The sequence below is a fragment of the Haemophilus sp. HN_Hi16 genome, from assembly GCF_049823435.1.
GTDB classification, from domain to species: domain Bacteria; phylum Pseudomonadota; class Gammaproteobacteria; order Enterobacterales; family Pasteurellaceae; genus Haemophilus; species Haemophilus influenzae_D.
Map to the genome: position 1 here is coordinate 854,975 of NZ_CP187500.1, position 19,058 is coordinate 874,032.

Here is a 19,058-nt window from a genome sequence, read left to right on the forward strand (position 1 = left end):
TATTTGCTAATAGTTTGGATTAAATAGATAATTTTCCTTAATTTAATATATATAAAAGGTAAGAGAATGAATAAGGCTATTTTTTTAGATCGCGATGGCACGTTAAATATTGATTATGGTTATGTACACGAAATTGATAACTTTAAATTTATTGAGGGTGCGATTGATGCATTGCGAGAATTAAAGAAACTGGGATATATGTTGGTATTAGTGACCAACCAGTCGGGCATTGCACGTGGTTATTTTTCTGAAGATCAGTTTTTACAGCTGACAGAATGGATGGATTGGTCGTTAGCTGAACAAGATGTGGATTTGGATGGTATTTACTATTGTCCACATCATCCTGAGGGAAAGGGCGAATATAAAGAAGATTGTGATTGTCGGAAGCCTAAATCGGGAATGCTATTGCAAGCGATCAAAGAATTAAAGATTGATCCTACGCAATCTATTATGGTTGGAGATAAAGTTGAAGATTTAAAAGCGGGAATTGGCGCGAAAGTGAAAATGAACGTATTAGTTCGTACAGGTAAACCAGTCATGGGGGAAAGTGAAAGAATAGCGGATTATGTATTAGATTCTATCGTAGATCTTCCGAGAATTTTAAAACGCTTAAAAAAATAGCCAAAAAGATCTATATTTTGCTCTAATCGCTTGTACTTTAATCAAAAGATCATTTTTTTAAATATTTTTACAAAAAGTACTTGCAAGGGATTTGAAAATCCCTATAATGCACCGCACACAACGACGCACTGTTGTGAAGTTTTTAAGTTTCCACGTGCGTCGTTCTTTTTTGCTCTTTAACAATATATCAGACAATCTGTGTGGGCACTTGTTGGTTGACTTGTTTTAAAAATATTTTTTAATTTTGAAGTCTTAATAGGTGCTTAACTGAAAATTCATCATTACTTTTTTAAGTAGTGTTTATTTATAGCTAAGTAGTTTATTGAGCGATTGAACTTGAATTGAAGAGTTTGATCATGGCTCAGATTGAACGCTGGCGGCAGGCTTAACACATGCAAGTCGAACGGTAGCAGGAGAAAGCTTGCTTTCTTGCTGACGAGTGGCGGACGGGTGAGTAATGCTTGGGAATCTGGCTTATGGAGGGGGATAACGACGGGAAACTGTCGCTAATACCGCGTAGTGTCGGAAGATGAAAGTGCGGGACTGTAAAGCCGCATGCCATAGGATGAGCCCAAGTGGGATTAGGTAGTTGGTGGGGTAAAGGCCTACCAAGCCTGCGATCTCTAGCTGGTCTGAGAGGATGACCAGCCACACTGGAACTGAGACACGGTCCAGACTCCTACGGGAGGCAGCAGTGGGGAATATTGCGCAATGGGGGAACCCTGACGCAGCCATGCCGCGTGAATGAAGAAGGCCTTCGGGTTGTAAAGTTCTTTCGGTATTGAGGAAGGTTGATGTGTTAATAGTACATCAAATTGACGTTAAATACAGAAGAAGCACCGGCTAACTCCGTGCCAGCAGCCGCGGTAATACGGAGGGTGCGAGCGTTAATCGGAATAACTGGGCGTAAAGGGCACGCAGGCGGTTATTTAAGTGAGGTGTGAAAGCCCCGGGCTTAACCTGGGAATAGCATTTCAGACTGGGTAACTAGAGTACTTTAGGGAGGGGTAGAATTCCACGTGTAGCGGTGAAATGCGTAGAGATGTGGAGGAATACCGAAGGCGAAGGCAGCCCCTTGGGAATGTACTGACGCTCATGTGCGAAAGCGTGGGGAGCAAACAGGATTAGATACCCTGGTAGTCCACGCTGTAAACGCTGTCGATTTGGGGGTTGGGGTTTAACTCTGGCGCCCGTAGCTAACGTGATAAATCGACCGCCTGGGGAGTACGGCCGCAAGGTTAAAACTCAAATGAATTGACGGGGGCCCGCACAAGCGGTGGAGCATGTGGTTTAATTCGATGCAACGCGAAGAACCTTACCTACTCTTGACATCCAACGAATCCGATAGAGATATTGGAGTGCCTTCGGGAACGTTGAGACAGGTGCTGCATGGCTGTCGTCAGCTCGTGTTGTGAAATGTTGGGTTAAGTCCCGCAACGAGCGCAACCCTTATCCTTTGTTGCCAGCGATACGGTCGGGAACTCAAAGGAGACTGCCAGTGATAAACTGGAGGAAGGTGGGGATGACGTCAAGTCATCATGGCCCTTACGAGTAGGGCTACACACGTGCTACAATGGCGTATACAGAGGGAAGCGAAGCTGCGAGGTGGAGCGAATCTCATAAAGTACGTCTAAGTCCGGATTGGAGTCTGCAACTCGACTCCATGAAGTCGGAATCGCTAGTAATCGCGAATCAGAATGTCGCGGTGAATACGTTCCCGGGCCTTGTACACACCGCCCGTCACACCATGGGAGTGGGTTGTACCAGAAGTAGATAGCTTAACCTTTAGGAGGGCGTTTACCACGGTATGATTCATGACTGGGGTGAAGTCGTAACAAGGTAACCGTAGGGGAACCTGCGGTTGGATCACCTCCTTACCAAAGACGAGAGACAGCGAGTGCTCACACAGATTGGCTGATAGTTGTAGACAAGATTAAAAACGAAGCGAAAGCAACGTTGAAAAATAAACGTTAAAAGATAAAAAGAAGATAGAGTATCTTTAATTGATGTCCCCATCGTCTAGAGGCCTAGGACATCGCCCTTTCACGGCGGTAACCGGGGTTCGAATCCCCGTGGGGACGCCAATTAAAGATAACTTTGTTAGATTATCTTGTTGTTCTTTAAAAAATTGGAAACAAGCTGAAAACAAGAGATTTTCGAGAGAAAGTCTGAGTAGGCAAGATAGGAAAGTGAAAGAGAGAACTGAAAAGGAAACTCTAAAAACAAAACCTGTTTTGCATAAAATCTTGATTGAACAAAAGCAATCAAGTGTTTAGTTGAATGAAGATACGCATCAAATTGACCGCACTTTGAAGTGAAAACTTAAAGTGATTGAAAACATTTGAGGTTGTATAGTTAAGTGACTAAGCGTACAAGGTGGATGCCTTGGCAATCAGAGGCGAAGAAGGACGTGCTAATCTGCGAAAAGCTTGGATGAGTCGATAAGAGGCGTTTAATCCAAGATATCCGAATGGGGAAACCCAGTAGATGAAGAATCTACTATTAACAAGTGAATTCATAGCTTGTTGAGGCAAACCGGGAGAACTGAAACATCTAAGTACCCCGAGGAAAAGAAATCAACCGAGATTTCGTCAGTAGCGGCGAGCGAAAGCGAAAGAGCCAGTAAGTGATAGCAGTATAGTTAGGAGAATGTGTTGGGAAACACAATCAAAGAGGGTGATAATCCCGTATCTAAAAACCATATTGTGGTACTAAGCTAACGAGAAGTAGGGCGGGACACGTGATATCCTGTTTGAAGAAGGGGGACCATCCTCCAAGGCTAAATACTCCTGATTGACCGATAGTGAACCAGTACTGTGAAGGAAAGGCGAAAAGAACCCCGGTGAGGGGAGTGAAATAGAACCTGAAACCTTGTACGTACAAGCAGTGGGAGCCTGAAAGGGTGACTGCGTACCTTTTGTATAATGGGTCAGCGACTTATATTTTGTAGCGAGGTTAACCGAATAGGGGAGCCGAAGGGAAACCGAGTCTTAACTGGGCGAATAGTTGCAAGGTATAGACCCGAAACCCGGTGATCTAGCCATGGGCAGGTTGAAGGTTGGGTAACACTAACTGGAGGACCGAACCGACTAATGTTGAAAAATTAGCGGATGACTTGTGGCTGGGGGTGAAAGGCCAATCAAACCGGGAGATAGCTGGTTCTCCCCGAAATCTATTTAGGTAGAGCCTTGAGGTGACACCTTTGGGGGTAGAGCACTGTTTCGGCTAGGGGTCCATCCCGGATTACCAACCCGATGCAAACTACGAATACCAAAGAGTGATACTCAGGAGACACACGGCGGGTGCTAACGTCCGTCGTGGAGAGGGAAACAACCCAGACCGCCAGCTAAGGTCCCCAAGTCTATATTAAGTGGGAAACGAAGTGGGAAGGCTTAGACAGCTAGGATGTTGGCTTAGAAGCAGCCATCATTTAAAGAAAGCGTAATAGCTCACTAGTCGAGTCGGCCTGCGCGGAAGATGTAACGGGGCTGAAATATAGCACCGAAGCTGCGGCATCAGACGAAAGTCTGTTGGGTAGGGGAGCGTTCTGTAAGCGGATGAAGGTTAATCGAGAGGTTAGCTGGACGTATCAGAAGTGCGAATGCTGACATAAGTAACGATAAAACGGGTGAAAAACCCGTTCGCCGGAAGACCAAGGGTTCCTGTCCAACGTTAATCGGGGCAGGGTGAGTCGGCCCCTAAGGCGAGGCTGAAAAGCGTAGTCGATGGGAAACAGGTTAATATTCCTGTACTTGGTAAAGCTGCGATGTGGGGACGGAGTAGGTTAGGTTATCGCACTGTTGGATATGTGCGTTTAAGTTGGTAGGTGGGAAGTTTAGGCAAATCCGGACTTCTATTAAACACTGAGAGATGATGACGAGGCTCTAAGGAGCTGAAGTAACTGATACCACACTTCCAGGAAAAGCCACTAAGCGACAGGCTTTACTAAACCGTACTGAAAACCGACACAGGTGGTCAGGTAGAGAATACTCAGGCGCTTGAGAGAACTCGGGTGAAGGAACTAGGCAAAATAGCACCGTAACTTCGGGAGAAGGTGCGCCGGCGTAGATTGTAGAGATTTACTCTCGAAGGTTGAACCGGTCGAAGATACCAGCTGGCTGCAACTGTTTATTAAAAACACAGCACTCTGCAAACACGAAAGTGGAGGTATAGGGTGTGATGCCTGCCCGGTGCTGGAAGGTTAATTGATGGTGTAATCGAAAGAGAAGCACCTGATCGAAGCCCCAGTAAACGGCGGCCGTAACTATAACGGTCCTAAGGTAGCGAAATTCCTTGTCGGGTAAGTTCCGACCTGCACGAATGGCATAATGATGGCCAGGCTGTCTCCACCCGAGACTCAGTGAAATTGAAATCGCCGTGAAGATGCGGTGTACCCGCGGCTAGACGGAAAGACCCCGTGAACCTTTACTATAGCTTGACACTGAACATTGAATTTTGATGTGTAGGATAGGTGGGAGACTTAGAAGTAGTCACGCCAGTGATTATGGAGTCATCCTTGAAATACCACCCTTTAACGTTTGATGTTCTAACGAAGATTGCGGAACGTGGTCTCGGACAGTGTCTGGTGGGTAGTTTGACTGGGGCGGTCTCCTCCCAAAGCGTAACGGAGGAGCACGAAGGTTTGCTAATCACGGTCGGACATCGTGAGGTTAGTGCAATGGTATAAGCAAGCTTAACTGCGAGACAGACAAGTCGAGCAGGTACGAAAGTAGGTCATAGTGATCCGGTGGTTCTGAATGGAAGGGCCATCGCTCAACGGATAAAAGGTACTCCGGGGATAACAGGCTGATACCGCCCAAGAGTTCATATCGACGGCGGTGTTTGGCACCTCGATGTCGGCTCATCACATCCTGGGGCTGAAGTAGGTCCCAAGGGTATGGCTGTTCGCCATTTAAAGTGGTACGCGAGCTGGGTTTAGAACGTCGTGAGACAGTTCGGTCCCTATCTGCCGTGGGCGTAGGAGAATTGGTTGGGGCTGCTCCTAGTACGAGAGGACCGGAGTGGACGCACCACTGGTGTTCCGGTTGTGTCGCCAGACGCATTGCCGGGTAGCTAAGTGCGGAAGAGATAAGTGCTGAAAGCATCTAAGCACGAAACTTGCCAAGAGATGAGTTCTCCCTGTCTTTAAGACAGTAAGGGTTGTTTAAGACGAAGACGTAGATAGGTCTGGTGTGTAAGTGATGTGAGTCATTGAGCTAACAGATACTAATTGCCCGAGAGGCTTAACTATACAACGCTCAAGTGTTTTTGGGAAAAGAGCGAAAGAGAAGAGAAATTAACTAAACTAAACTAACTATTCAGCTTGTTGCCGATAAGAAGAGAGACGAAAAAAGTGAAGTCGTAAAAGAGAAGAAACAAAGAGAGAAGTTATCAAAGAATTATCCCGGCGGCGATAGTGCGGTGGAACCACCTGAGACCATACCGAACTCAGAAGTGAAACGCTGTAATGCCGATGGTAGTGTGGGGTTTCCCCATGTGAGAGTAGGGCACCGCCGGGTTATCAAATACAAATCTAAATCACATAAAAAAAGAAGAACCCCGGTCGAAAGGCTGGGGTTTTTGCCTCTTTAATTTAGTATATCCATCTTCATAAAGGGGAAAGTAAAAATAATAATCTTTATTCAGAGACTAAGTTTTTAGTTTCTGTATTGCACACAATATAGTTTTAATAAATGTATCTATTTATTATTTTGATTTTTCATATTTTTTAAATAGACTTTATATATTCATTTCTAATCTCCTTCATTATGCTTAAAAATTTAGACAAAATAACTTCAAGTATTATCGCTGATCCTCAAAATAAGGATTTTACAGCTCGTGGTATTTTCCCTTTATTTTCAGCGCCTAAAACAGCTCGAATTAATATTGTAGGTCAAGCTCCGGGGTTAAAAGCTGAGCAATCTCGTTTGTATTGGAATGATAAAAGTGGTGATCGTCTACGTGATTGGCTAGGTGTGGATTACGATTATTTTTATAATTCTGGGATGTTTGCGGTTCTTCCTATGGATTTCTATTATCCTGGAAAAGGAAAATCTGGTGACTTACCACCTCGTCAAGGTTTCGCAGAAAAATGGCATCCAATGATTTTAGAGCATCTACCTAATATTCAGCTAACTCTTCTTATCGGACAATATGCTCAGAAGAATTATTTGCTTGAAAACAAAGATAACGTAGCTGATACAGTGAAAAATTATCGTCAATTCTTACCGCACTTTATGCCTCTTGTGCATCCTTCCCCTCGCAATCAGCTTTGGATCACAAAGAATCCTTGGTTTGAGGAACAAGTTATTCCTGAATTACAAATTTTAGTCAAACAGATAATTAATAAAGACTAAGTTTTTCATTTCTTACGCACACATAGTAATAACAATCTCTTTTACTTTATGGATATAATAAAGCCTATATACACAGGCTTTTTTTATAACGATAATAATGTTTTAGGAGATTTGATGAAAAATTTCAAATATTTTGCTCAGAGTTATGTGGATTGGGTTATTCGTCTTGGACGTCTTCGTTTTTCTCTTTTAGGCGTGATGATTCTTGCGGTTTTAGCCCTTTGTACTCAGATTTTATTTAGTCTATTTATTGTTCATCAGATTTCTTGGGTAGATATTTTTCGTTCAGTAACTTTTGGCTTACTCACAGCGCCTTTTGTTATTTATTTTTTCACTTTATTGGTCGAAAAGCTTGAACATTCTCGTCTTGATCTTTCTAGCTCGGTTAATCGTTTGGAAAATGAGGTCGCCGAGCGGATTGCCGCTCAGAATAAATTATCTCAAGCATTGGAAAAGTTAGAAAAAAATAGCCGTGATAAAAGTACCTTACTTGCCACAATAAGCCATGAATTGCGCACGCCATTGAATGGGATTGTGGGGCTTAGCCAGATTTTACTTGATGATGAATTAGACGATCATCAGCGTAATTATTTAAAAACTATCAACATAAGTGCGGTTAGTTTAGGCTATATTTTTAGCGATATTATTGATTTGGAAAAAATCGATGCGAGCCGAATTGAATTAAATCGCCAGCCAACAGATTTCCCAGCCTTATTAAACGATATTTATAATTTCGCCAGTTTCCTTGCTAAACAAAAAAATCTTATTTTTTCTTTAGAGCTTGAACAAAATCTACCCAATTGGCTGAATCTTGATCGTGTTCGCTTGAGCCAAATTTTGTGGAACTTAATTAGTAATGCGGTGAAGTTTACGGATCAGGGAAATATTATTCTTAAAATCATGAGAAATCAGGATTGTTACCATTTTATTGTGAAAGATACAGGAATGGGAATTTCGCCTGAGGAACAAAAACATATTTTTGAAATGTACTATCAAGTGAAAGAAAGCCGTCAGCAAAGTGCGGGTAGCGGTATTGGGCTGGCTATTTCTAAAAATCTCGCTCAGTTAATGGAAGGGGATTTAACGGTTGAAAGCGAGCGAGGAAAAGGTGCTACTTTCCATCTTACTCTCCATGCTCAGGAAATTTCTGAAAAAGAATCTGTTAAGAAAAATATTCCATCCTTGAACATTCTTTTAGTGGAAGATGTTGATCTCAATATTATGGTTGCGAAAACTATTTTAGAAAAACTTGGGCATCATGTTGATGTTGCGACAAATGGTAAGCAGGCGATCACTTTATTTGAGAAAAATGTTTACGACATTTTATTGCTAGATATTAAATTACCAGATATGAGTGGTTTTGAAATCGCCCAATATTTGCGAGAGAACTATGAAAACGGTATTTATGATTTTTTACCGCCAATGATTGCTTTTACCGCCAATGTCATGCAAAGTGAGCAAGAATATTTAGAAATGGGCATGGATGGCGTATTACGCAAACCCATTTCAATTAAGGATTTATACCATTGTCTGCAGCAATTTTTTGCTGATGAAAGTGAATCTATTATAGAAATAAATGATGATAATGAGCTTTCAGAACAGTTTGATTTAGTGCTGATAGAAACGCTTGGAAAACCCCAAATTTTAGAAAATTTATCTTTATTCAAACAAATGATGCCAAATTATCTTGTTCAATTATCAAAAGATAATATGAAAGAAACAGAAGATACCGCCCATAAAATTAAGGGGGCTGCTGCATCGGTGGGGTTAAATCATTTACGTCAATTAGCGGATACTTTAGAAAGTGCGGCTAAAAATTCTGATATTTTTAATTGCGCTGAATTGATTGATGAAATTGGGAATCTTTGGTTGGAAGATGTGGAGGATTTGCTTAAATTTTGTGAATGTTAATATCATAAAGTAGCTGTATAAAGATTATTTAAATGTGATTTAAAGATAATAAAGAGGCTTAAAATGGGAAAAATCAATTTTTATTTTAATTAGTAAAACTTCTCAAATTTCGCTGTTATTTACTTTTTATTAAAGGGAATTGATTTTGCTTTTTAATATTAAAGCGAGTAGAATTAGGCTCTCAATTTTATTTACTTTTATGTGGAAATTTATATGCCAGTATTTAATGCATTTGTTGAATTTGTCGCGAGAATTGTTGCACCAATGCAGCGTCAATTTATTAATTTTATTCGTATTGCTATTTTTATTGTAATGGCATGGATCGGTGGCTTGAAAGTTTGTCAATATGAAGCAGATGGAATTGCTCACTTTGTATCAAATAGCCCATTTTTTAGCTATATGTATGAAAAGGGGCCAAATTTAGTGCCGAATGATAAAGGGGAGTTAGTGATGGAATATACACTACACAAAAATCCTGAAGGAAAGATGGTTGCAAAAAACATCGAATGGCATAAAGAAAATGGCACCTATACGGCTTCTTACATTATTGGAGCAATTATTGTTACTGTTGGTATTCTTACTTTAGCTGGTATTTGGAATGCAACGGCAGGTTTGGCAGGAGGTCTACTGACATTTGGCATGTCAATAGTCACACTGTCATTTTTAATCACAACGCCCGAGGCTTGGGTGCCTAATCTAGGTGGAGATTTACCAACGCCAGCCTATGGTTTCCCTTATTTATCTGGAGTTGGTCGTTTAGTGATTAAAGATATTATTATGATGGCAGGTGGCTTAACAGCTGCTGCAGAGTGTGCAAATCGAATTTTAGCACGTAAAAAATAAGTTTATCGATATAAAAACAGCTCCAAATATAAATTGGAGCTGTTTTTATTATCACGACTAGTCAAATATTGATCATTATGTTTTGTATTATTAATTCATAATTTATAATGCCTTTATGCCTTAGTAAGGTGTCTAATTGTTGATATATTAAATTTAAATCTTTCCCCCAACCCCTTTAAATTTCTCTACAAATGCAGCAATTTTTTGGAAAATCGTCTGCTTTTTGGTGAGATATTGTGGATTAAGTGGACTCATTTTTGGTAATACTTCATTAAGTGCCGTGCCGTTTTCACTGGCATATTCGCGTTTTAATGAAGTGCTGATATAGCGTTTTGCTGCATCGACATTCAAATTTTCTTCTTGAATTAGGGCTTCTGCTTCTTTTTGTTGCTCGTTCTGGGCAAAAAGGAAAAAGGCATCAATCAAGCTTGCTTTATCGGGAATACCATCTAAATTTGTTTGGTTGATAAAATCGACAATCAAGCTTTCTTTCGCACGGTTACCCAAACTTGAACGAACTGTGCGGCGGATTTCATCAATTAACACCTCTTTGTCTTGGTTTTTCTTATGATGTTCGAAAATTAACGCAAGAATGTAATCCAAATTGATTTCTTGAGATTTTAATAAATCCACTTCAAACACGACATCGTCCCAATTTATCGGCGAATTATCCTTATCATTCCCCTCTTTTCTTTGGCGTAACCAATCGCGAATATCATTATAAGTTGAACGATAATCTTGCTCTGTTCTTACTGGTAAAGTGGGTACTTCAAGCATTTCTGCAATTTGTTCATCATTCACATAATGTACTTGCTTGAATTTTTCCATTGCAATCGGATCATTTAAATCGACCGCTTGTAAGGCTGCAAATTCATCGTAATTTTGCAAAATATTTTCAATACGTAAATATTCGCCAAATAATTTTACAAACTCTTTTTTATCTTGCTCTGTTTCGATTTCTGTTGGATTAGGAAAGCGATTTTGCAGCTCTTGAACAACCTCCAAATAACCACGTTGATTGTCATCACCGTTAAAATAGCTGTCATAGCTTTTCTCTAGTACGACATTTTTCGTGTTTTTATCGCCAAATAGTGTGATTGCATCAATGGTATTTTGTTCCAAATTGCGGAAAGTGACGATATTCCCAAAGGTTTTAGTTGTGTCATAAATGCGGTTGGTGCGAGAAAAAGCCTGCATTAATCCGTGATAACGCAAGTTTTTGTCCACGAAAAGCGTATTCAACGTAGGGGCATCAAAGCCTGTTAAGAACATTCCGACCACAATCAGTAAATCCACTTCCTGATTTTTCACACGTTTGGCAAGATCGCGATAGTAATTTTGGAATGATTGACTATCTACGCCATAATTCGTGCCAAAGTAGTGATTGTAATCATCAATGGCTTTCGTTAAAAATTCTTTTGCTGTGCTGTTTAGAGCAGTGGGTTCAAAGGTCTCATCTGGAATATCGCCAATCGCATCTTGTTCTTCATTTGCCGCAAAAGAGAAAATGGTGGCAATTCTTAACGGTTTTTCTTGTTCAGTCTGTAGATTTTGTAAAGTTTCGTAATAACGTTTTGCCACTTCCACACTGCTTACCGCAAACATTGCATTAAAGCCTTTACCTGTAGCGTTCAAGCGGTGGGTTTTCTGTTTAAAATTGTTAAGCAAATATTGCGAGATTTCTTTAATACGCTCAGGGTGTAAAAAGGCTTGTTTCTGCTCAAGTAGCGGTCAATTTTTCAGGATCTTTTTCTGTTTCTAAGGCTTTAAATTGTGGGCGGACATCGTTGTAATCGACCTTGAATTTCAGTACTTTGTCATCACGAATAGCATCGGTAATCACATAAGAATGCAATTCCGTACCGAATACACTGGCTGTCGTTTCCGCACCTAAGGCATTTTCAGGGAAAATTGGCGTGCCTGTAAAACCAAATTGATAGAATTTTTTGAATTTACGTTTTAGATTTTTTTGTGCTTCGCCAAATTGGGAGCGATGTGCTTCATCGAAAATAAAGACCACCTGTTTTTGATAAATAGACAGGTTTTCTTCACTTTTTATTAAATTATTCAATTTCTGAATAGTGGTTACGATAATTTTGTTATCATCTTTTTCAATATTGCGTTTAAGCCCTGCGGTACTTTCCGATCCATTCACGCTATCAGGCGAAAAACGCTGATATTCTTTCATCGTTTGGTAATCTAAATCTTTACGATCGACCACAAAAAAGACTTTATCAATAAAATCAAGTTCAGTCGCAAGGCGAGAGGCTTTAAAACTGGTAAGCGTTTTACCTGAACCTGTGGTATGCCAAATATAGCCACCACTTTCTTTATTGCTCCAATTTTTGGCGTGATATGAACTTTTGATTTTCCATAAAATCCGCTCAGTGGCGGCAATTTGATACGGACGCATAATTAACAACGTATCACTCACATCAAATACGCAGTAATTTACCAACACATTGAGCAAAGTATTCTTTTGCAAGAAAGTCGCGGTAAAATCCTTTAAATCTTTAATCAGAGTATTTTTTGCGGTTGCCCAATTCATTGTGAAGTCATAGCTATTCTTATCGCGCTTGGTCGTGTTGGCAAAATAGCGAGTATCCGTGCCATTAGAAATGACAAAAATCTGAATATATTTAAAGAGAGAATTTTCTTTATTGAAACTTTCTTTGCTGTAGCGATGAATTTGATTAAAGGCTTCACGAATTGCCACACCACGTTTTTTCAGTTCAATATGCACAAGGGGTAAACCATTAACCAAAATTGTCACATCATAACGATTGTCATAGCTACCAGTTTGCTCAAATTGATTGATGACTTGCAGAGAATTATTGGCAAGATTTTTCTTATCTAGCAAATAGATATTCTGAATGCGTCCATTATCGAACACAAAATCATAAATATAATCATCGTGAATTTTGCGGGTTTTCTCGATCAGATTATCACTGGGTTTATCCAAATATTCCTCTAAAAAACGATGCCATTCCGCATCAGAGAAAACCACATTATTTAATCGCTGTAATTGAATACGCAAATTTTTAATCAGTTCCCCGTGATTATTAAGCCCTTGTAAATACTCATATCCTTGTGCCAGTAAATCACGAATAAACTCACGCTCAAGGATCCCTTCCGTTTGGTAACCAGCATTAGGCTCTTCCACAAACTTTTTGTACTGATCTAAAACGATAAAGTGGTTGGATTCAGCGATGGTTTTGTATTGGGTCATAAGGGTTCCTTAATTCTTTTACTTTTTTAGTTTTTGTAGGGTAGGCTTTATCCCACCGTTTTATTAATGTTTTACTTGATATTGCTTACCATCTTGGGCAGTTATTAAGTAATCATTAATAACTGAAAACTAATCTAACTATTTGTTTTGTAATATGTTTTTTATATAAGTGGTTATATTTGGTATAGAGGTGTCAAAAAGTTCCGCAAGCTGATTTTGGGTTAGCCAAGCCTCATTTTCAACAACTAATAAAGCAACGTGAGATTTACCATCGTCTGTGTTGTAGATGATTAAGTCGTTCATTATTTTTTCTTAAATTTGTAGGGTGGGCTTTAGCCCACCATTTGCTATGATTAATTGGTGGGCTGAAGCCCACCCTACGGGTTACGAGAAATTCAATAACAATTCTCTGTAATACTCATACCGCTTTTGGCTTTGTTCAATCGCTAAAGGTAAGCCTTCGGTGATGGAGTTGGTGAGGGTTTCAAATTTATCTAGGATTGAAACGATGCGTTGTTGTTCTCTGAGTGGAGGTAGTGCTATGGGATAGTTTTTGATAATTCCTGAATTTAAATCAGCACGGGCACCTTGTCCTAAGGATTTTAGTTTTTCATACTCTTTACAGACCCAATGAAAAACGTATCGATAATTTGCATATTCAGGAGCTATTTGTAAATTACAGCAGTGTTGATTAGTTGTTAAAGGTATTTTGTTAATCGCTGAGCGACCTGCAGTTGCTCCAGAGATAGCAACTATTACACAATTTTCAGGAATCCATTTAGCTGATGAATTATCTAATCCTTCTTGAGTTATTGCTACCTCTGTATCCCATATTTCATTAAATTGAACTTCTTGAGTCCTTAACCAAGGAATGTCTCCATTATAGTATTCATCCTTCGTAGATAAAGGCGTCCCTCCAGATGATACTTTTTTACAAGTTTCCCCTAAACATTTCCACTCAAACCCAACCTTTTCAAGCTCTTCTTCACTTAACAATTTTTCCCGATAGTATTCATACTGCTTCCGGCGTAGTGTAAGCTCGCTGGTAAGCGCTGTCAATGCATCCAAAATTTTTACGATTTCGATTTGGACGGAGAGTGGGGGAATGGGGATTTTGATTTTCTTAAATCTTGCTTTAGAAATATTGAATCTGGTTACTCCACTAGCTGATTTCACAATCTCTTTGCGAATAGAGAGTGTTCTAAATAGAAATTTAGAAAATTCAGGCAATAACTCTATATCATCATTAAATCTTAATCCAAACGAAAAACTATTTAGATAGATTTTTTGTTCTGTTTTTGTTGTAACAGCAGAAGACATCCCCGCTTCTTCAGCAGTTTCTGAAGAACCAGTAAATAAGACATCTCCATATTTTATGGTATATTGCTTTTCATCATCAGACACATTTACGGTGTCAAGATTATTAAAATCAACTTCAATGTTATTGAAGATATTTTTGTAAGGTACATAAAGGGCATTTCCATTTTCAAAGTCAGCTTTGCTTTTTCCTGTTAGCCCACCATAAATAGAAGATATTTCGTCGAGTGTTTTCCACTCAACTTCAGCCCCATCTAATAATTTTTCTAAAAAAGTGCGGTTATTTTTCATTGTGTTTCTCGTAGGGCGGATTTCATCCGCTGTTATAATATTGATATTCTTTCGGCGGACTGCTATCCGCCCTACTGTGACTTATTTTTTCTAATGCTTTTAATGTAGCTAGATATTCCTGTTCAATGGGGGAAAGTGTTTTTAGCTCATAAGCTCTATATTCTGAAATGGCTTTTTGTTCAGCTTGTTCCCGACTGATTTTCCCAGCACTTTGCAACACACCTTTACCATATTTTCTTGCAATCGCTCAGTTGCCCATTGACGGAATTGTGTGCCACGAGATGATCGAACTCGGTATCCTACAGCAATAATCAGTGGTAACGAATAATAAGCTAATTGGCGAGAAACGTTTCGATTTCCTTCAGTTTGAACTGTCAACTTATAGTTGACGGTTGAATTTTCATCAAGTTCGCCTTCAGAAAAGATAGCTTTAATATGTTTACTGATATTTTGTTTAGTGGTCTGATATAGCTCAGCCATTTCAATTTGAGATAGCCAAATCTGATCATCAAATTTCTGTAATCTAAACTGAGCATTACCTTCACTGGTGGTATAAAGCACAATTTCCATTGTTACCCCTCAATCTCTGCCACAATCTTGTCAATCTCGGCACGCAAGCGGTCGATATTGGCAACAGTTTTACGAATTTGAGCATTGAGTTCATCAATATTGATCACTTCACGAGTATCTTTTTGTTCCACATACGAACTCACTGCAAGGTTGTATTCATTTTTGGCGATTTCTTCAATGGGAACTAATTTTGCTAAATGCGGTACATCTTCTTTATCGGCAAAGAGTTTTAGGATTTGCTCAATATGTTCTTCTTCCAAAAGGTTATTATTGGTGGCAGATTTAAATAAACCGCTGGCATCAATAAATTGGGTTTGGGTATTAGGTTTATGTTTGGAAAGCACTAGAATATTCACTGCGATACTGGTGCCAAAAAATAAATTTGGAGCAAGCGCAATCACGGTTTCCACATAGTTATTATCCACCAAATATTGACGAATTTTTTGTTCCGCACCGCCGCGATAAAAAATGCCAGGGAAGGAGACAATCGCCGCCCTGCCTTTGCCTGAAAGATAGCTTAATGCGTGTAAAATAAAGGCAAAATCCGCTTTGGATTTTGGTGCAAGTACGCCAGCAGGGGCGAAGCGTTCATCGTTAATCAGTGTTGGGTCATCCGAGCCAATCCATTTCACGGAGTAAGGTGGGTTGGAAACGATAGCATCGAAAGGTTTATCATCGCCAAATTGCGGATTCATTAAGGTGTTGCCAAGGGCGATATCCAACTTGTCGTAGTTGATGTTATGCAAAAACATATTCATACGGGCAAGGTTATAAGTGGTGTGATTAATTTCCTGCCCGAAGAATCCTTCTTCAATGATATGTTCATCAAATTGTTTTTTCGCTTGCAACAATAAAGAACCCGAACCAGCAGCAGGATCGTAAATTTTATTGACCTTGTCTTGTCCATATAAAGCCAGTCGAGCAATTAGCTTGGAAACGCATTGTGGTGTAAAGAACTCGCCACCTGATTTACCAGCATTAGCAGCATAGTTGGAAATTAAAAACTCGTAAGCATCACCGAATAAATCAATATGATTATCTTCAAAGTCACCAAAATCTAACTCGGCAACGCCTTTTAATACGGCAGCGAGACGGCTGTTTTTTATCGGTAACGGTATTGCCCAGACGGTTGCTGGTGGTATCAAAATCAGCAAATAAGCCTTTGATGTCCTGTTCGGAAGGATAGCCAGTAGCGGAGTTTTCAATATCGCTAAAAATTTGTTTAAGTTCAGTATTAAGGTTTGGATTGGTGTTCGCAGTCGCCACTACGTTTTTGAATAGCTGACTTGGATAAATAAAATACCCTTTCGTTTTAATGGCATCTGTTTTAATGTCTGGTGTAATGATTTCATCAGGCAATTTAGCGTAATTCACGCTTTCATCATCCGCTTCAATATAATTGGTAAAGTTTTCACTAATAAAACGATAGAAAAGTGTGCCAAGCACATATTGTTTGAAATCCCAGCCATCGACCGAGCCTCGAACATCATTAGCAATTTGCCAAATACGGCGTTGAAGTTCGGCACGTTGTTGAATTGCAGCTGCCATAAAATCCTCAGAATATTTTGTGTAATGAGTTGGATTGATATGTGAAAAATTATACAGGAAATTAGTCTATTCTGCGTGAATTTCTATGAGTTTGTCTTGCGGATATTTGTAAAAATAATGTCTCGTTTGCAGGTTTTGTCTAGATAAAGTGCGGTTAAAATTTACTATGTTTTTATGTAGAGGAAAATATTTGAGAAAGGGCATGTTGTACATGCCCTATAGTTTGACGTATTAGTTCATAATTCCTTTATGTCTTAACAACGCATCTAATTGTGGTTCACGACCACGGAAGCGTTTGAATAGCTCCATTGGTTCTTCTGAGCCACCACGCGTGAGAATTTCATCTAAGAATGATTTGCCTGTGATTGGGTTGAAAATACCTTCTTCTTCAAAGCGTGAATAAGCGTCCGCTGATAATACTTCAGCCCATAAATAGCTGTAATAACCTGCGGCATAACCTCCAGCAAAAATATGGCTGAAGCTGTGTGGCGCTCTTGCCCAATCTACACCTTTTATGACGGCAACTTGTGATTTCACTGATTTAAGTGTATCCAAAATTTGATTGGTTTTTTCCGCATCAAAGGTGTGATGTAAACGGAAATCAAAAATACCAAATTCAAGCTGACGTAAGATAAACATCGCAGCTTGGAAATTTTTCGCTTTTAATAATTGCGTAAGTTTTTCTTTTGGCAATGGCTCGCCTGTTTCGTAATGTCCTGAAATAAACGCCAAAGCCTCTTCTTCCCAGCACCAGTTTTCCATAAATTGACTTGGTAATTCCACTGCATCCCAAGGCACACCGTTAATACCCGCCACATCGGATACATCAATTTGCGTGAGCATATGATGGATTCCGTGACCAAATTCGTGGAATAGGGTCGTCACTTCATTGTGCGTAAATAACGCTGGCTTATTTCCTATCGGTGCATTGAAGTTGCAAGTTAAATAAGCCACAGGCGTTTCAATGCTGCCATCCAGTTTACGCTTACGTCCGATACAGTCATCCATCCACGCACCACCACGTTTGTGTTCACGCGCATATAAATCAAGATAGAAACTACCACTGACTTGCTCGTTTTCATCGATTAAATCAAAGAAACGCACATCTTTATGCCAAGTATCCACGCCTTTACGTTCAACTGCACGAATATTAAAAATTCGTTTAATTAATTCAAACAATCCCGAAATCACGCGATTTTCAGGAAAGTAAGGGCGAAGTTCTTCATCGTTAATGGCGTACAAATGTTGTTTTTGTTTTTCGCTGTAAAAACCAATATCCCAAGGTGCAAGTTCAGTGACACCAAATTCTTTTTCGCAGTAATCTTTCAATTCTTGCAGTTCTTTTTCGCCTTGTGGTTTGGCTCGTTCGGCAAGATGATCTAAGAAATCAAGCACTTGTTGTGGGTTTTCTGCCATTTTGGTGGCAAGTGAAAGTTCTGTGTAAGTATTAAAGCCAAGTAATTTCGCCAGTTCTACGCGTAACGTCAGAATTTCTTCCATAACTTTACTGTTATCCCATTTGCCAGCGTTAGGGCCTTGTTCTGAGGCTCGTGTCGCATAAGCGCGGTACATTTCTTCACGCAATGCACGATTTTCACAGTAAGTTATTACTGGCAAATAACTTGGGATTTCTAACGTAAAACGATAACCTTTCAATCCTTTACTTTCGGCAGATTGTTGTGCTGCTTGCAGAGCAGATTCTGGTAAGCCAGCAAGTTCCGCTTCGTTTTCAATGAGTTTTTCCCAACCCATTGTGGCATCTAATACGTTATTGCTAAATTGTGAATTTAATTCCGATAAGCGCGCTACAATTTCGCCATAACGTTGTTGTTTCTCTTCGGAAAGTCCAATGCCTGAAAGTTCAAAATCACGCAGTGAATTTTCAATGGCTTTCTTTTGCGCAATAGAATAATCGGCAAATTCAGCACTATTTTTTAACGCCAAATAGGCATTATAGAGCCCTTTATGCTGGCCAACCCAAGTGCTGTATTCAGAAAGTAAAGGTAAACACTCTTGATAGGCTTCACGTAATTCAGCACTATTTTTTACTGAATTGAGATGAGAAACGGGTGACCACGCACGATTTAAGCGATCATTGGTTTCCGTTAAAGGCAAAATGAAATTTTCCCAAGTAAAGTGCGGTTGTTTTAATACTTGTTCTATCGTATCGCGACAATCTTGAATTAATTTTTCAACAGCTGGTTGAATGTGTTCTGGCTTGATTTGTGAAAATGGCGGTAAGCTTTGAATGTTAAGTAATGGATTTGACATAGACATAAATGTTCCTTTTTTGAAAACTGTTCTTTTTTATGTGACGGCGAATTTTATAATATCAAGGTTGAAAAATCTAAAAAATCAGTAATAATAGTTTG

The 19,058-nt window shown here is 39.7% G+C and carries 7 protein-coding genes, 1 tRNA gene, 3 rRNA genes and 3 pseudogenes; 8 read left to right on the forward strand and 6 right to left on the reverse strand.

The annotated features are described in order from the left end of the window. Positions 1 to 66 precede the first annotated feature (66 nt). The 8 genes from gmhB to ACPT9C_RS04345 all read left to right on the forward strand — a co-directional run bounded on the left by gmhB (position 67) and on the right by ACPT9C_RS04345 (position 9,731). The gene (gene gmhB, locus ACPT9C_RS04310; RefSeq protein WP_112082230.1) at positions 67 to 621 is read left to right on the forward strand and encodes a D-glycero-beta-D-manno-heptose 1,7-bisphosphate 7-phosphatase; all 555 of its coding nucleotides are present in this window, start codon (positions 67 to 69) and stop codon (positions 619 to 621) included. Positions 622 to 959: 338 nt separating this feature from the next. Then, positions 960 to 2,498: ribosomal RNA gene (locus ACPT9C_RS04315) — 16S ribosomal RNA — on the forward strand. Between the two features lie 131 nt (positions 2,499 to 2,629). Beyond that, a tRNA-Glu gene (locus ACPT9C_RS04320) sits at positions 2,630 to 2,705 on the forward strand. A 269-nt stretch (positions 2,706 to 2,974) separates the two neighbouring features. Further along, positions 2,975 to 5,872: ribosomal RNA gene (locus tag ACPT9C_RS04325) — 23S ribosomal RNA — on the forward strand. A 152-nt stretch (positions 5,873 to 6,024) separates the two neighbouring features. After that, a 5S ribosomal RNA gene (rrf, locus tag ACPT9C_RS04330) occupies positions 6,025 to 6,140 on the forward strand. The 16S, 23S and 5S rRNA genes sit together here with 1 tRNA gene alongside, the layout of an rRNA operon. 249 nt (positions 6,141 to 6,389) lie before the next feature. Continuing rightward, positions 6,390 to 6,977 carry a uracil-DNA glycosylase family protein gene (locus ACPT9C_RS04335; RefSeq protein WP_050949284.1) on the forward strand — a complete coding sequence of 196 codons (588 nt, stop codon included), beginning with the start codon at positions 6,390 to 6,392 and terminating at the stop codon, positions 6,975 to 6,977. A 114-nt stretch (positions 6,978 to 7,091) separates the two neighbouring features. Beyond that, positions 7,092 to 8,888: an ATP-binding protein gene (locus ACPT9C_RS04340; protein ID WP_050949285.1), complete on the forward strand. Its 1,797-nt coding sequence runs from the start codon at positions 7,092 to 7,094 to the stop codon at positions 8,886 to 8,888. Between the two features lie 213 nt (positions 8,889 to 9,101). After that, entirely contained in the window at positions 9,102 to 9,731 is a 630-nt protein-coding gene (locus tag ACPT9C_RS04345) for a YkgB family protein (protein ID WP_005688110.1), read from the forward strand. Positions 9,732 to 9,884: 153 nt separating this feature from the next. On the opposite strand, the pseudogene ACPT9C_RS04350 reads toward ACPT9C_RS04345, so the two are convergent. The 6 genes and pseudogenes from ACPT9C_RS04350 to prlC form a co-directional block, all read right to left on the reverse strand. After that, a pseudogene (locus tag ACPT9C_RS04350) lies at positions 9,885 to 12,960 on the reverse strand (type I restriction endonuclease subunit R). Between the two features lie 66 nt (positions 12,961 to 13,026). Further along, positions 13,027 to 13,263 (reverse strand): annotated as a pseudogene (locus ACPT9C_RS04355) (hydroxyacid dehydrogenase); the annotation flags it as partial. Between the two features lie 81 nt (positions 13,264 to 13,344). After that, positions 13,345 to 14,568 carry a restriction endonuclease subunit S gene (locus ACPT9C_RS04360; protein ID WP_050949287.1) on the reverse strand — a complete coding sequence of 408 codons (1,224 nt, stop codon included), beginning with the start codon at positions 14,566 to 14,568 and terminating at the stop codon, positions 13,345 to 13,347. Positions 14,569 to 14,709: 141 nt separating this feature from the next. Continuing rightward, positions 14,710 to 15,138: a virulence RhuM family protein gene (locus tag ACPT9C_RS04365; RefSeq protein WP_050949288.1), complete on the reverse strand. Its 429-nt coding sequence runs from the start codon at positions 15,136 to 15,138 to the stop codon at positions 14,710 to 14,712. 2 nt (positions 15,139 to 15,140) lie between these two features. Beyond that, positions 15,141 to 16,686 (reverse strand): annotated as a pseudogene (locus ACPT9C_RS04370) (type I restriction-modification system subunit M). A 231-nt stretch (positions 16,687 to 16,917) separates the two neighbouring features. Beyond that, entirely contained in the window at positions 16,918 to 18,957 is a 2,040-nt protein-coding gene (prlC, locus tag ACPT9C_RS04375) for an oligopeptidase A (protein WP_425627479.1), read from the reverse strand. Positions 18,958 to 19,058 lie beyond the last annotated feature (101 nt).